Origin of the sequence: Streptomyces sp. AHA2 (assembly GCF_036857595.1) — a bacterium.
Lineage (GTDB): Bacteria > Actinomycetota > Actinomycetes > Streptomycetales > Streptomycetaceae > Streptomyces.
The window spans coordinates 25,851-38,961 of record NZ_JAUQWJ010000011.1 but is presented as its reverse complement, the minus strand read 5'-3'; the positions used below and the strand labels follow the sequence as shown (position 1 = coordinate 38,961).

Annotated in this window: 14 protein-coding genes; 4 read left to right on the top strand and 10 right to left on the bottom strand. The window is 74.1% G+C overall.

Going from position 1 to position 13,111, the window contains the following annotated elements:
* Positions 1-3: 3 nt before the first annotated feature.
* The 9 genes from Q5694_RS22360 to Q5694_RS22320 form a co-directional block, all read right to left on the bottom strand.
* Positions 4-1,347 carry an ABC transporter substrate-binding protein gene (locus Q5694_RS22360; RefSeq protein ID WP_333935001.1) on the bottom strand — a complete coding sequence of 448 codons (1,344 nt, stop codon included), beginning with the start codon at positions 1,345-1,347 and terminating at the stop codon, positions 4-6.
* Positions 1,348-1,480: 133 nt separating this feature from the next.
* Positions 1,481-2,476 carry a LacI family DNA-binding transcriptional regulator gene (locus Q5694_RS22355; RefSeq protein ID WP_333935000.1) on the bottom strand — a complete coding sequence of 332 codons (996 nt, stop codon included), beginning with the start codon at positions 2,474-2,476 and terminating at the stop codon, positions 1,481-1,483.
* Positions 2,477-2,533: 57 nt separating this feature from the next.
* A complete protein-coding gene (locus tag Q5694_RS22350; RefSeq protein WP_333934998.1) occupies positions 2,534-3,205 on the bottom strand; it encodes a GntR family transcriptional regulator in 672 nt (223 codons plus the stop codon).
* 36 nt (positions 3,206-3,241) lie between these two features.
* The gene (locus Q5694_RS22345; RefSeq protein WP_333934997.1) at positions 3,242-4,243 is read right to left on the bottom strand and encodes a proline racemase family protein; all 1,002 of its coding nucleotides are present in this window, start codon (positions 4,241-4,243) and stop codon (positions 3,242-3,244) included.
* Between the two features lie 5 nt (positions 4,244-4,248).
* The gene (locus Q5694_RS22340) at positions 4,249-5,139 is read right to left on the bottom strand and encodes a dihydrodipicolinate synthase family protein (protein WP_333934996.1); all 891 of its coding nucleotides are present in this window, start codon (positions 5,137-5,139) and stop codon (positions 4,249-4,251) included.
* Complete coding sequence (locus Q5694_RS22335; protein ID WP_333934995.1) at positions 5,136-6,500, bottom strand: FAD/NAD(P)-dependent oxidoreductase; 1,365 nt, start codon at positions 6,498-6,500, stop codon at positions 5,136-5,138. The genes Q5694_RS22340 and Q5694_RS22335 overlap by 4 nt, the downstream gene beginning before the upstream one ends.
* Positions 6,501-6,760: 260 nt before the next feature.
* Positions 6,761-7,075, bottom strand: a complete 315-nt coding sequence (locus Q5694_RS22330; protein ID WP_333934994.1) for a (2Fe-2S)-binding protein — start codon at positions 7,073-7,075, stop codon at positions 6,761-6,763.
* Positions 7,072-8,226, bottom strand: a complete 1,155-nt coding sequence (locus tag Q5694_RS22325) for an NAD(P)/FAD-dependent oxidoreductase (protein ID WP_333934993.1) — start codon at positions 8,224-8,226, stop codon at positions 7,072-7,074. Before Q5694_RS22325 ends, Q5694_RS22330 begins: the two co-directional genes overlap by 4 nt.
* A gap of 160 nt (positions 8,227-8,386) precedes the next feature.
* A complete protein-coding gene (locus Q5694_RS22320; RefSeq protein WP_333934992.1) occupies positions 8,387-9,046 on the bottom strand; it encodes an MmyB family transcriptional regulator in 660 nt (219 codons plus the stop codon).
* Positions 9,047-9,284: 238 nt separating this feature from the next.
* Here Q5694_RS22320 and Q5694_RS22315 point away from each other — a divergent pair, with 238 nt between their 5' ends.
* The 3 genes from Q5694_RS22315 to Q5694_RS22305 all read left to right on the top strand — a co-directional run bounded on the left by Q5694_RS22315 (position 9,285) and on the right by Q5694_RS22305 (position 10,909).
* Entirely contained in the window at positions 9,285-9,944 is a 660-nt protein-coding gene (locus Q5694_RS22315; protein WP_333934991.1) for a helix-turn-helix domain-containing protein, read from the top strand.
* 32 nt (positions 9,945-9,976) lie between these two features.
* Positions 9,977-10,507, top strand: a complete 531-nt coding sequence (locus Q5694_RS22310) for a toxin-antitoxin system, toxin component (RefSeq protein ID WP_333935154.1) — start codon at positions 9,977-9,979, stop codon at positions 10,505-10,507.
* A gap of 177 nt (positions 10,508-10,684) precedes the next feature.
* Positions 10,685-10,909, top strand: coding sequence for a hypothetical protein (locus Q5694_RS22305; protein WP_333934990.1), 225 nt, complete (start codon positions 10,685-10,687; stop codon positions 10,907-10,909).
* Positions 10,910-10,967: 58 nt separating this feature from the next.
* On the opposite strand, the gene Q5694_RS22300 is transcribed toward Q5694_RS22305, so the two are convergent.
* The gene (locus tag Q5694_RS22300; protein WP_333934988.1) at positions 10,968-11,627 is read right to left on the bottom strand and encodes a 4'-phosphopantetheinyl transferase family protein; all 660 of its coding nucleotides are present in this window, start codon (positions 11,625-11,627) and stop codon (positions 10,968-10,970) included.
* A 307-nt stretch (positions 11,628-11,934) separates the two neighbouring features.
* On the opposite strand from Q5694_RS22300, the gene Q5694_RS22295 reads away from it, so the two are divergent.
* Positions 11,935-13,107: an ATP-grasp domain-containing protein gene (locus Q5694_RS22295; protein ID WP_333934987.1), complete on the top strand. Its 1,173-nt coding sequence runs from the start codon at positions 11,935-11,937 to the stop codon at positions 13,105-13,107.
* Positions 13,108-13,111: the final 4 nt, after the last annotated feature.

Below are 13,111 nucleotides of genomic sequence, written 5' to 3'. Positions count from 1 at the left end.
GGCTCAGCCCCGGGCCAGGATGCCGTCGATCTTGCCGGAGGCGTCCTTCAGCAGCCGGTCGATGTCCGCGTCCTCCTTGGTGAGGACGGCGGAGACGACTCCGTCGAGGACGGAGTAGATCTGCTGGGCGTGAGGCGGTTCGATCTTCATGTCGAGGCTCTGGTTGCCGTCCAGGAACGGCTGGTAGTTCTCCACCGGGACGTTGGCGTTGGCCTTCTTGACCTCCTGGTCCTTGGCGTCCGCGGCGCCGGTGAACAGGCGCGGCTCGGGCAGTCCGACCGGGGCGTCGTGCTTCTTGGCGCGGGCGTAGTCACCGAGGAAGCCGTCGCCGGGGGTGAGGAACATGTGGTCCAGCCACTTGAGTCCGGCGCGGATCTGGGCGGGCGTGGCCTTCTTGCTGAACATGTAGCCGTCGCCGCCCACCAGGGTCGCCCTGCCGCCGGGCATCGGGGCGATGGCGATGTCCTCGTAGTCGGCGCCCTTCTCCTTGACGAGGACGGGGATGTTGTCGGGTGCGGCGAGGTACATGCCGAGCTTGCCCGAACCCATCATCTGCTGCACGTCGTTGATGACGAGGAGCTGCTTGCTGCCCATCGACTCGTCCGTCCAGCGCATGTCGTGCAGGGTCCGCAGGACGGCCCGGCCCTCGGGGGTGTCGACGGTCGCCTTCTCGCCGCCGGCGTCGACGACCTCGCCGCCCTGGGAGTACAGCTCGGCGGTGAAGTGCCAGCCGCCCTGGTTCTGGGCGCTGTAGTCGGCGTATCCGACGGTCCCCTCCCCCAGGTCGGCGATCCTCTTCGCGGCGCTGCGGACCTCGGGCCAGGTCGCCGGGGGCCGGTCGGGGTCGAGGCCGGCCTTCTCGAAGAGGGTCCTGTTGTAGATCAGGCCCATCGAGTAGCCGGTGCGCGGGACCCCGTACACCTTGCCGTCGACGGTGTAGATGTCGCGCAGCTGCTTCTGGACGGTGGTGTAGCTCTTCAGCTCCTTGACGTACGGCGTGAGGTCGGCGGCCTGCCCGATGTCGACGACGTGCCGGGCGTCGGTGAAGTAGGTGTAGAAGACGTCCTCCATCTGCCCGCCGGCGAGTTTCGCGTCGAACGTCTTGGGGTCCTGGCAGGGGAACGCGTCGTGCGGCACCACGTCGACGTCCGGGTTCTGCCTCTCGAACGCGGCGACGTCCTCCTCGAAGAAGGCGCGGTCGACCTTGGCGCTCTTGGGCGGCATGCAGTTGACCGTGATGCGGGTCTTGCCACTGGCGGAGTCGCCGTCGCCACCACCGCAGGCGGTGAGCGCGAGTGCGCTGACGCCGATCGCGGCGACGGTGCGGCGGATCCCGGTGCTTGTCATCGGTGGACCCCTTAGGGCAGGAGCGTGTGGACGCCTCAGGACGGGAGCGGGGGCGCCGCACACTCAAGCACCGGCGACATCTGAGTGCAAGATGTCGCGCAGAATCTGTAATTGTTCGACAGAAGTGTGGATCTCACATGCGCGGTGCCTGGGCCGTCGATCCGCGCACCACCAGCTCGGGCTCGAACAAGAGCTCCTCGGCCGCCACCTGAGCGCCGCCGATCTGGGCGTTGAGCAGTTCCACCACGGCCCTGCCCATGGCCTCGATGGGCTGGCGGACCGTGGTGAGCGGGGGTTCGGTGCAGTTCATCAGTGCGGAGTCGTCGTAGCCCACCACGGAGATGCGCGAGGGCACGTCGAGTCCCTTGCGGCGGGCGGCCCGCACGACACCCAGGGCGAGCGGGTCGCTGGCACAGATGAAGCCGGTGACGCCCCGGTCGATGAGCCGGCCCGCCGCCGCGTGCCCGCCCTCGATGGAGAACATGGCGCGCGCCACGAACTCGTCGGGCACGTGCCCCACGGCCCGCACGGCGGCCAGCTTGCGCGCCGAGGGCACGTGGTCGGCGGGCCCCAGCACCAGTCCGATCCGCTCGTGCCCGAGGGAGGAAAGGTGCCGCCACGCCTGCTCCACCGCGACCGCGTCGTCGCAGGACACGCCGGGGAAGCCCAGGTGCTCGATGGCGGCGTTGACCAGCACGACCGGGATGTGACGCTCGGCGAGCTGCCGGTAGTGGTCGTGCGGGGCGGCGGCCTGGGCGTACAGCCCGCCGGCGAAGACGACGCCGGAGACCTGCTGCTGGAGCAGCAGCGTCACGTAGTCCGCCTCCGAGACGCCCCCGCGCGTCTGGGTGCACAGCACCGGGGTCAGCCCGAGCTGGGCCAGGGCGCCGCCGATGACCTCGGCGAACGCCGGGAAGATCGGGTTCTGCAGCTCGGGCAGGACCAGGCCGACCAGCCGGGCGCGCTCGCCGCGCAGCTGCGTGGGGCGCTCGTAGCCCAGGACGTCCAGGGCGGACAGCACCGCCTGCCGCGTCGGTTCGGACACTCCGGGCTTGCCGTTGAGCACCCGGCTGACCGTGGCCTCGCTGACCCCGACCTTCTTCGCCACCTCGGCAAGTCGTCGCGTCATGAACGCAAGACTAGCGCAAGGAACGCAAGCCGTTTGCGCAACCGCGCAAGACCGGGGTCAGGGCGCGGCCCACATGCCCCTGACATGCCCGAGGTGCCGGGTCATCACCGCACGGACGGCCTGCTCGTCCCGCGCGAGCAGCGCGTCCAGGATCTCCAGGTGCTCCTCGGCGGACGCCCGCAGCCGCCCCTGCTCCACCAGGGCCGTCAGCCCGTACAGCCGCGAGCGGCGTCTGAGGTCCCGTACGACGTCCACGAGATGGCCGTTGCCGGCGAGGGCCAGCAGGCCGAGGTGGAAGCGCAGGTCGGCCTCGACGTAGGCGATGAGGTCACCGTCGGCCGCGGAGGTGACGATCTCCTCGGCCACCGGGCGCAGCGCCCGCAGGGCCTCCGGCTCGGCCGTGGCCGCGAGCCCCGCCGTCGTGGGGATCTCGATCAGCCGGCGGACGTGCGTGTACTCGTCGAGCTGCCGCTCGGAGACGGCGGTGACCCGGAAGCCCTTGTTGGGCACGGTGTCGACCAGTCCCTCCTTGGCGAGGTCGAGCATGGCCTCGCGCACCGGGGTGGCCGAGACGCCGAACCGGGCGGCGAGGCCGGGCGCCGAGTAGACCTCACCGGGGCGCAGTTCACCGGCGATCAGGGCGGCCCGCAGCGCGTCCGCGACCCGCTCCCGGTGGCTGGGCTTCCTGCTGCCCAGCACGGGCAGGGCGGGGGTGTGCTGCGGGGCCATCGGTCGTGGTTCCTCTCGGGTGCGGGTCGTGCGCGGTCACAGGACGAATCCCGCGGGGAACGGGTCGTCGGGGTCGAGCAGGTACTGGGCGGTGCCGGTGATCCAGGCGCGGCCGGTGAAGCTGGGCAGGACGGCCGGGCGGCCGGCGACCTCGGTCGTGCCGAGCAGTCTGCCGGTGAAGCGGGTGCCGACGAAGGACTCGTTGACGAACTCGGTGTGCAGGGGGAGTTCGCCGCGCGCGTGCAGCTGCGCCATCCGGGCGCTGGTGCCGGTGCCGCAGGGCGAGCGGTCGAACCAGCCGGGGTGGATGGCCATGGCGTGCCGGGAGTGGCGGGCGGTCGAGCCGGGGGCCGCCAGGTACACGTGGTGCAGACCGCGGATCGAGGGGTCCTCGGGGTGGACGGGCGGGTCCTCGGCGTTGACGGCGGCCATCAGCGACAGGCCCGCGGCGAGGATCTCGTCCTTGCGGGACCGGTCGAAGGGCAGCCCGAACTGCTCCAGCGGCAGGATGGCGTAGAAGTTGCCGCCGAAGGCCAGGTCGTAGGTCACCGTTCGGCCGCCGGGCAGGACCGCCTTGCGGTCGAGGCCGACGGCGAAGGAGGGGACGTTGCGCAGGGTGACCGCCCTGGCGGCGCCGTCCTCGACGGCCACCTCGGCCACCACGGGGCCCGCCGGGGTGTCCAGGCGGATGGTGGTGACGGGTTCGACGGCCTCGACCATGCCGGTCTCGACGAGCACGGTGGCCACGCCGATGGTGCCGTGCCCGCACATCGGCAGGTAGCCGGAGACCTCGATGTAGACCACGCCCCAGTCGCAGTCGGGGCGGGCCGGCGGCTGGAGGATCGCGCCGCTCATGGCGGAGTGGCCGCGCGGTTCGTTCATCAGCAACCGCTTGACGTCGTCGCGGTGTTCGCGGAACCACAGCCGCCGCTCGTTCATGCTGGCACCCGGGATGGTGCCGATGCCGCCGGTGATCACCCGGGTCGGCATGCCCTCGGTGTGCGAGTCGACGGCGTGCAGGACCAGTCTGCTGCGCATGACACCTACGCCAATCCGGCCGCGACGGCCTTCTCGGTGGCGGACCGTACGGCGGCCTCCTGCTCGGGCAGCAGCGCCGCGCGGGGCGGACGGCAGGGGCCGCCGTGGCGGCCGACGAGGTCCATCGACGCCTTGATGGCCTGGACGAACTCCACCCTGGAGTCCCACCGCAGCAGCGGGTGCAGCTGCCGGTACAGCGGCAGCGCGGTGTCCAGGTCGCCGCCCGTCGCCGCCCGGTACAGCTCGACCGAGGCCCGCGGCAGCGCGTTCGGGTAGCCCGCGACCCAGCCCTTGGCGCCCGCGACGGCCAGTTCCAGCAGGACGTCGTCGGCACCTGCCAGCAGGTCCAGTTCCGGGGCGAGTTCGGCGATCCGGTAGGCCCGGCGGACGTCGCCGGAGAACTCCTTCACGGCCCGGATGTGCCCCTCGCCGTGCAACCGGGCGAGCAGTTCCGGCACGAGGTCGACCTTGGTGTCGACGGGGTTGTTGTACGCCACGACCGGCAGGCCCGCCTTCGCGACCTCGGCGTAGTGGGCGAGCACGGAGCGCTCGTCGGCACGGTAGGCGTTCGGCGGCAGCAGCATCACCGACCGGCAGCCGGCCTCGGCGGCCTGCTCGGCCCAGCGCCGGGACTCGGCCGAGCCGTAGGCGGCGACGCCGGGCATGACGCGTTCCCCGCCGACCGCGGCGACGGCCGTCTCGACGACCCTGGCCCGCTCCTCGGGGGTGAGCACCTGGTACTCGCCGAGGGAGCCGTTGGGCACGACGCCGTCGCAGCCGTTCGCCACCAGCCAGGCGCAGTGCTCGGCGTAGCGGTCGAGGTTCACGGACAGGTCGGGGTTCAGCGGGAGCGCGGTGGCGACGAGGACACCCCGCCAGGGGCGGTGTTCGGTCATGACTGTCCCTTCTCGGTGTGTTGCCGTGCGAGGACGCCGAGCGGCACGGGCCGGGCGAACGGCCTTCGGGCCGGGGTCGGCCGGCAGCCGGCGAGGGCGGCGAGGGCCGTGTGGCACATCCGGCCCTGGCACCAGCCCATCCCGGCCCGGGTCAGCAGCTTCACGGTCCGCTCGTCGCCCGCCCCGAGGTCCAGGGCGCCGCGGACGTCGTCGGCGGTGACCTCCTCGCACCGGCAGATCACCGTGTCGCCGGTGAGTTGCTCGGCCCAGTGCGCGGGCGGTGCCCATGCGGTGTCGAGGGCGGCGGCGGAATCCCGCTGCCGGGCACGGGACTCGAGGGCGGCCGGTGACGGGTCGGGATCGGTGCCGCGCAGGCGGGCCGCGGCGGAGCAGCCGGCGATGTGGCCCTCGGCGAGGGCCAGGGCGGCCCCGCCGATGCCGGTGGTCTCCCCGGCCGCCCACACGCCGGGCACGTCGGTGCGCTGCTCGGCGTCGACGGCCACGCCGGGTCCGTCCAGGCGGCAGCCCAGGGCCCCGGCGAGGTCGGTGTGCGGGACCATGCCGTGGCCGACGGCCAGGGTGTCGCAGGCCAGTCGCCGCTCGGTGCCGGGCCGGACACGGTCGCCGGGGCCGAGGGCGGCGATCGTGACGCCGGTCAGCCGGTCCCCGCCGTGGGCGCGGACGACGGTGTGGCGGGCCAGGACCGGCACGCGGTGGCGCAGCAGCCGGGCCGCGTAGCCGGCCCCCTCGGGGACCTTGCCGGCCAGGGCCCGGGCGTGGCGGGCGAGCCGCCCGGGGCCGGTGGACTCGACGAGGGCGGCGACCTCGACCCCGGCCGCGGCGAGGCCGGTCGCCACGGGCAGCAGCAGCGGTCCGGTCCCGGCGACGACGGCCCGGCTGCCCGGCACCACCAGCGCGCCCTTGAGCATGGCCTGCGCTCCCCCGGCGGTGACGACCCCGGGCAGGGTCCAGCCCGGGAAGGGCAGGACCGTCTCGTGGCCCCCGGTGGCCAGCAGGACGGCCCGGGCGTGCACCCCGGCCGGTTCCTCCTGCCCGGGACCGAGCAGGGCGTGCACCGTGAAGCCGCCGGAGACGGGTTCGACGCACCACACGTGGTGCTCCGTCAGCACGTCCACGTCGGCGGCGGCGAGGCCGCCCCTCAGCCGCTCCCACGTCCGCCAGCGGTGGTGCAGGGCCTGGGGCCGGGTGGCGCCGAGGCCGGCCGCGGGCTGCCGGTAGAACTGCCCGCCCGGCTCGGGCGCGGCGTCGACCAGGACGACGCGCACACCGCGTGCGGAAGCGGCCAGGGCGGCGGCGAGACCGGCCGGCCCGGCCCCGATCACGGCGAGGTCAGTGCGCACGACGGGCCTCCCGGTGGACGGTGGGGCCTGAGGACTCGAAGACGTCGGTGCGTACGGCGGGCCGTCGGCGTCCGCCGGCCCGGCCGGTGCGCCCGGCGGGTCTCCCGCGGCGGCCCACGGCGCGTCCGGTCCCACGTCCCGTCGCCCCGCGTCCCGCCCCGTCCCGGGTGCCGATCCCGGCGAGTCCGCTCCCGGCGAGTCCGCTCCTGCGACGCATCCACCCGTGGCCGGTTCCGTCCCCGGTGCCGGGCGTCGCGGCGTCAGTCCTCACCGCGCACCTCCCCGTGGCCCGGACCGTCCTGCGTGGTGATCGTGTCGCCCGGCCGTACCGGCACCAGGCAGGCCCGCCGGCCGGGGCGGCCGTTGACGGTCACCAGACAGTCGAAGCAGACGCCGATCCCGCAGAACACCCCGCGCGGGCGGCCCCGGCCCCGGGTGGTGTGCCAGGAGGTGACGCCGGCCGTCCACAGCACGGCGGCGACCGTCTGCCCGGGCAGGGCCTCGACCGGGCGCCCGTCGAAGGTGACGGTGAAGGCGGGGCCGGGCCGGGCACCTGCCAGCTCCAGTGGGTTCACGCGGTCTCCTCCGGGAAGCGGTCGGGCCGGAACGGCCCGAGGTCGAGGTCGGGTGGCTCACCGGTCAGCGCCCGGGTGATCAGCCGTCCGGTGCCCGTGGCGAGCCCGATGCCCGCGCCCTCGTGCCCGCAGGCGTGGAGGAGGCCGGGCACGCGGGGGTCGGGTCCGATCGCGGGCAGGTGGTCGGGCAGATACGGCCGGAAACCGGCGTAGGCGCGCAGGGCACGGACGCCGGCGAGGAACGGGAAGAGCGCGGTCGCCCCGGCCGCGAGCGCCCGGACGGCCGGGAGCGACAACGACCGGTCGAAGCCGACCCGTTCGCGACTGGCGCCGATGAGGACCGGTCCCGCCGGCGTGCCCTCCACCACCGGGGAGGTCTGCAGTGCCGCCGAGTCGCTGGCCACGTCGGCGACGTAGTCCGCGGCGTACACCTTGTGCCGGATGCGGGGCGGCAACGGCTCGGTGACCAGGACGAAGCCGCGCCGGGGCAGGACGGGCAGCCGGACGCCGGCCCGGGCGGCCACCTCGGCGCCCCAGGTGCCGGCCGCGTTGACGACCGCGGGGGCGTGCACGTCGCCCCGGTCGGTCCGCACACCGCGCACCGCACCGCCGGTCCCGCGCAGCACCTCGGTCACCTCCCGGCCGGTGAGCAGCCGGGCTCCGGAGGCGCGCAGGAGGTGCGCCGCCGCGAGGGCGGGCATCACCTGGGCGTCCTGCGGGTAGTGCATGCCTCCGGCGAGGCCGGGGGCCAGGTCGGGCTCCAGGTCGTGGAGCCGGCCGGACGGCACCGGGACCGCCTCGACCCCGGCCGCCCGCTGTCCCGCGGCGAGCTTCCCCAGCCCGGCCAGGGCGCTGTCGCCGCGGGCGACGACGACACCGCCCTTGGGCTCGTACTCGACGGCCTTGCCCAGCCCCTCCTCGGCCAGTTCGGCCCACAGGCGGGCGGACAGCAGGGCCAGATCGAGCTCGGGTCCGGGTTCCTTGTCGGAGACGAGGAGGTTGCCCTCCCCCGCGCCGGTCGTCCCGCCGGCCACCGGGCCGCGGTCCACGACGACGGGACGCAGGCCGGCCCGGGCGGCGTACAAGGCGCAGGCGGCGCCGACCACTCCGGCTCCGACCACCACGACATCGCAGGTCAGCGGCTTGCTCACGCCAGTACTATGTCACACACCACTGGGCCTGGGAAGGGGGCCGGCACCGGAAGGTCCGGGAAGGGCACCGTGCCGGTCCCCGGCGGCACGCCGGCGGACGCGATGCGAGAGGCTCCGGCGTCCCGGTCGGGCGGGAGTCCGAAGTCCCCGGTCTCGGGGGTCAGCCGGCGGCCGGGACGACGCGGAGGTGGGAGGCGGTGCGGCGGGGGCGGCGGTCGCGGGACGACGTACGACGCGCGTCACGCAGGACGAACGTGAGCCGGGTGCAGCCCAGTTCCTCCAGCGTCCGGGAGGTCTCGGCGACGATCCGGCACTCGACGGCGCCGCGGCGGGGGTCCGGGTGCAGCAGCGGCCGTACGGCGCCGTCCTGCTCGACGGCGTCCTCGCCGACCGAGCGGATCCAGTGCGGCAGGCCGTGCCGGTAGGCGGCCTCCATGATCGGGTCCTGGGCGATGTCGCGGCGGACGGCCTGGAGTCCGTGGTCGGGACCGTACGCGTCCACGGTCCGCGCGAAGTGCGCGAGCATCGGCAGGCACCAGCTGGACTCGTGGTCGCCGAGGACCGCGGGCGCGTCGGGGTGGAAGAGCACGAACCGCAGGAAGTTGTCGCCCGGCATCGCCGTCGGGTGCGGCCCGACGGCGGAGAAGAGTGACCGGAAGGCGCCGTTGGCCAGCACCACGTCCCAGCGGTGGTCGACGACGAGCGAGGGGGAGGCGACCGTCTCCAGCAGCCCGGCGTAGTCCTCCAGGTAGGCCTGGATCTCGGGAGTCTCGGCGACGGGCCGCGGTGCCGGCCGCCGCCCTCCTGCCTGATATGCCATCGGGAGGTCACCCCTCTTGCCTGTGCGGCCCTGACGCGGCGCCCCGATCCTGCTGCCCCCGGCCGAGGCGTGTCAACTATCGTGGCATTTCGCGGCTGTTGACGGCTGAAATTGGCCACAGTTGTGGCGAGACCTGGATGTGAGTTCGAGGCACCGGCTACGCTCCGGTCAGTTCACGCCGGGGTAGGTCACGGCATCCATGTGTGAGAAGCCTGTGAGAGACGTAGGAGATCTGTCGGTGACGGGTGGCTTCGTCGAAGGTCCGGGCGCCACGCAGACGGCTGTGCTGCCGGCCGTCGTCTCCCGTGTCACCGCGCTCGCCGACCGGCTCGGAGTGCCGCACGCCGAGGTCTTCGACACCGGCCGGCTGTCCGTGGCCTCCGGTGTCCCGGAGTCCGTGGTGAAGGCCCTGCTCAGCGGCAGGCCGGCCGGTGAACCGGACGTGCAGGCGCGGTTCCTGCAGCGTCTGGACCTGTTGCGCCGCACCCGGCTCAAGCCCAACGGCCGCAGATACACCCAGCAGGAGATCGCCGACGGCGCGGGCATGTCCCGCCAGCAGGCCGGCGCCCTCATCAACGGCGACCGGCGGCCGACCATGGAACACTGCGACGCGCTGCAGCGGTTCTTCCGGGTGCACGCCGGGTTCCTCACCGCCGAGGACCCCGAGGCCCTGGTGAGCGCGCTCCAGCACACCGAGCAGGAGTTGCTGCAGAAGCTCGCGGACCGGGAGCGGCAGGCGGCAGCGGCCGTCGACGACCCGCTGGAGCGGTTGCTGCAGGACCACGGCGTGCGCGGCATCGCCTGGCGTGCCGCGCAGCTGCCCACCGACCAGCACCGCGACAAGGTCGCGGAATGGCTGGACATGCTCCTGGAGAGCGTCAAGCGGCCCGAGTCGTGACCGTGGGGAGAACTGTGGGCATCGGTAGGGAAATGCGCCGCCTGTGCGGCGAGCTGGTCGCGGAGCTGACCCTCCCCGCGCCGGCGCGTCCGGACGAGCTGTACGCCGCGCTGTGCGACGGCATGAGCAGACGCCGCGGCCGCCCCGTCCGCTTCCGTACGGCCGCCTTCCCGCCCGGTACCGCGAGCGGGCTGTGGCTCGACATGGCCGAGCAGGACCTGGTGGTGATCGAGGAACGCACGGCCCCCGAGCACCAGTTGGTGATCCTCGGGCACGAGCTGTGGCACATGAAGGCGGGCCACTGCTCCCACCACGTCGAGGGGGCCGCGGTCGCCGCCCGGCTGCTCGACGACCGCGCCGATCTGCAGGCGACCGTGCTCAAGGTCGCCGCGCGTACCCGGTTCGACCTGGACGACGAGCGGGAGGCGGAGAGCTTCGGCCTGCTCCTCGCCAGCAAGTGCCGGGCGTGGCTGGCCGGTTCCGCCTCGCGCGGACCGGTGCAGCGTGACCACCTGGCCGGGCGCATCGAGGCGTCCCTGGGGTACCGGGGCCCGCAGGGCTGACGGCCGCCTTCGCCGGTGGTGAGGGGCGGTCCCCGCCTGCGCCGAGCGGGCGAACCGGAAGGCGGCGGGACCGGATTGTCAGTGGTGGGCGGCAAGCTGGGAGTGCGCACCGCTGTGCGGGGCGTCGCGCCCGCGCGGGCGCGGGACCGATGACGCCGACACGGGGAGAGCCGACCGATGCCGACCGCCGTACTGACCGACCGTGAACGCACCGCCGTCCAGGCCTATCTGCGTCTGCTGCACACCGTCCGGGCGGCCTTCGACCGGGACGGCGGCCCGCCCGTCGTCCCGCCCGCGGTCCTCGCCGAGGCGGAAGCGGCCCTGAGGGAGGCGGGTCTGACCGGCAACGAGGAGGCCTTCTTCCGCCTTCTGGAGAGCTGGTGCCCGCAGCCGGGGCCCTGAGCCGCCGGGCCCCGGGGGGCCCTCCCTCCAGGGCCGCAGGCCCGTGACGCGGTCCCGCTCAGGCGTGCGGGACCGCCACGGCCGTGGCGATCAGGCCCCGCCCCGTCGTCCAGCGGCCCTCGAAGTGGTCGAGGCGGCGGCCGCCCACCCGGGGGCCGGGGACGAGGAGCGCCGCGCGGAAGCGGCCGTCCTCGGCGATCTCGACGTCGGCCTCCGTGAAGTCGAGCCACTCACGGGTGAGGGGGAACCACGCCTTGTAGACGGACTCCTTCGCGCTGAACAGCAGCCGGTCCCAGTGCACGTCGGGGCGCCGGTCGGCGAGCCGCCGCAGCCGGTCCACCTCGGCCGGGAGCGACACGGTCGTCAGCACCTCCTCGAAGAGGGGCTCGTCGACCTCGGCGTCGATGCCCAGGGAGGCCAGGTCCGAGGCGCGGACCAGCGCGGCGGCGCAGTAGTCGTCGCAGTGGGTCATGCTGCCGACCAGCCCGGCCGGCCAGCCCGGGGCGCCCCGCTCCCCCGGCAGGACCGGCTGCGGCGGCACACCGAGCTTCTCCATGGCACGCCGGGCGCAGGAGCGCACGACGGCGAACTCCCGCCGGCGTTTGGCGACCGCGCGTGTCAGGACCTCCGCCTCCTCGGGGAAGAGCTCGGCGGCCGGGACGTCCCGGCCGTACGCTTCCACCGTCACCACGGCCGGGGGCAGCAGTTCCTCGATCACCGTTCCTCGCTCACTCGGGGCGCCGCAGCACGTCCGTCCGTCGCGGGTGCGGCGGACGCAGTGCCCTGCGCGGACGCCTGCTCAAGAGATCACATCAGGGGCGGCGGGGACAAGGCCGGCCGGCTGCCCGGCGGGTGACGGAATCGTTCACACGAGCGTTGCACGAGAGGGCTCGCGGAAGCCGTATGATCGCCCCGACACCACCGCCGTGAACTCCCCCTTGAACAGGGCGGTTTGGTGACCCTCCCTCTTCCTGCCCGGGCACGGGCCGCCGAGCCCTGCCCGCGAACCGTGAAAGGCGGCCTGCATGGTCTCTCGCGTACGCGTCTGGCTCAACCGCACGTACGCGGAGAACGTGTTCTTCATGGATCAGCTGCGGAGGAATCCCAGTGACCGGGCGGTCGAGATCCACGCCACGCACGGCGACCCGGACTCCCCCGTGCTGGCCGCCGCCGACACCGCCGAGCTGGAGCCGGAGGACCTGTCCCCGGCCGGGTACGTCGAGTACGCGCTGGACCAGTGCGCGCGGCGCGGCATCGACGTGTTCGTGCCCCGGCTGCACCAGTCGGCGATCGTCGCCCACCGCGCCGAGTTCGCGGCGGCCGGCACCGCGCTGCTGGCTCCGCCCCGCGAGGCGGTGGCCGTCTTCGAGGACAAGGTGATCGCGTACGAGGCGGTCCGGTCGATCGGCGTGCCCGTGCCACCGTGGTGGCGGGCCCGGACGGCCGACGAACTCGTCGCTGCGGTCGAGGAGTTGGAGGCGGCCGGGCACCGGGCGTGCTTCAAGCCGGCGTCCGGTGCGGGCGGGGTGGGCTTCCGCGTGATCACCCGCAGCCCCTTCTCGGTGGCCCAGCTCAGCGGATTCCCGAGCCCGTACGTGCCGCTCGACCTGGTGCTGGCGGCGCTGCGCCGGGCCGAGGAGCCGGTCGACTGGCTGGTGATGCCCCGCCTGGAGCAGCCCGAGGTGTCGGTGGACTGCCTGACCGGCCCGGACAACCGCGTCCGGCTGGCCGTGGGCCGGACCAAGAACGGCCGGCGTCGCGGCTTCACCCTGCACGAGCAGTGGCTCGAGCCGGCCCGGCGGATCGCCGAGGGCTTCGGGCTGCACCACCTGTCCAACATCCAGTTCCGGATGTTCGGGGACCGGCCCGTCCTGATGGACGTCAACACCCGGCCGGCGGGCGGGCTGCACCAGCTGTCCCTGTGCGGCGTCAACGCCCCGTGGGCCGCTGTGCAACTCGCGCTGGGCGAGGACCCGGGCGAGATCGTGCCGCCGTTCCTGGGTCAGGACTACACGGTGGTGTCGGGGCCGCGCCCGCTGCGGCCGGTGTCGCTGCCGCAGCAGCGGCCGGCGGTGTCCGGACCGCTCCCGGCGGTTCCCGCCCCGGCCGGACCGGCCGGCGAGACCGGGGCGCCCGGGGCCCTGCCCCGTCAGGACCTGGCCGCGAGCGCCTCGCATCGGACGGGGCCGGCCGCGTAGGGGA

Bases quoted from the DNA above. Each gene is read 5' to 3' on its own strand.
- Q5694_RS22360 (WP_333935001.1), bottom strand. From the start codon at position 1,347: ATGACAAGCACCGGGATCCGCCGCACCGTCGCCGCGATCGGCGTCAGC.
- Q5694_RS22340 (WP_333934996.1), bottom strand. From the start codon at position 5,139: ATGACCGAACACCGCCCCTGGCGGGGTGTCCTCGTCGCCACCGCGCTC.
- Q5694_RS22350 (WP_333934998.1), bottom strand. From the start codon at position 3,205: ATGGCCCCGCAGCACACCCCCGCCCTGCCCGTGCTGGGCAGCAGGAAG.
- Q5694_RS22320 (WP_333934992.1), bottom strand. From the start codon at position 9,046: ATGGCATATCAGGCAGGAGGGCGGCGGCCGGCACCGCGGCCCGTCGCC.
- Q5694_RS22295 (WP_333934987.1), top strand. From the start codon at position 11,935: ATGGTCTCTCGCGTACGCGTCTGGCTCAACCGCACGTACGCGGAGAAC.
- Q5694_RS22310 (WP_333935154.1), top strand. From the start codon at position 9,977: ATGCGCCGCCTGTGCGGCGAGCTGGTCGCGGAGCTGACCCTCCCCGCG.
- Q5694_RS22345 (WP_333934997.1), bottom strand. From the start codon at position 4,243: ATGCGCAGCAGACTGGTCCTGCACGCCGTCGACTCGCACACCGAGGGC.
- Q5694_RS22305 (WP_333934990.1), top strand. From the start codon at position 10,685: ATGCCGACCGCCGTACTGACCGACCGTGAACGCACCGCCGTCCAGGCC.
- Q5694_RS22355 (WP_333935000.1), bottom strand. From the start codon at position 2,476: ATGACGCGACGACTTGCCGAGGTGGCGAAGAAGGTCGGGGTCAGCGAG.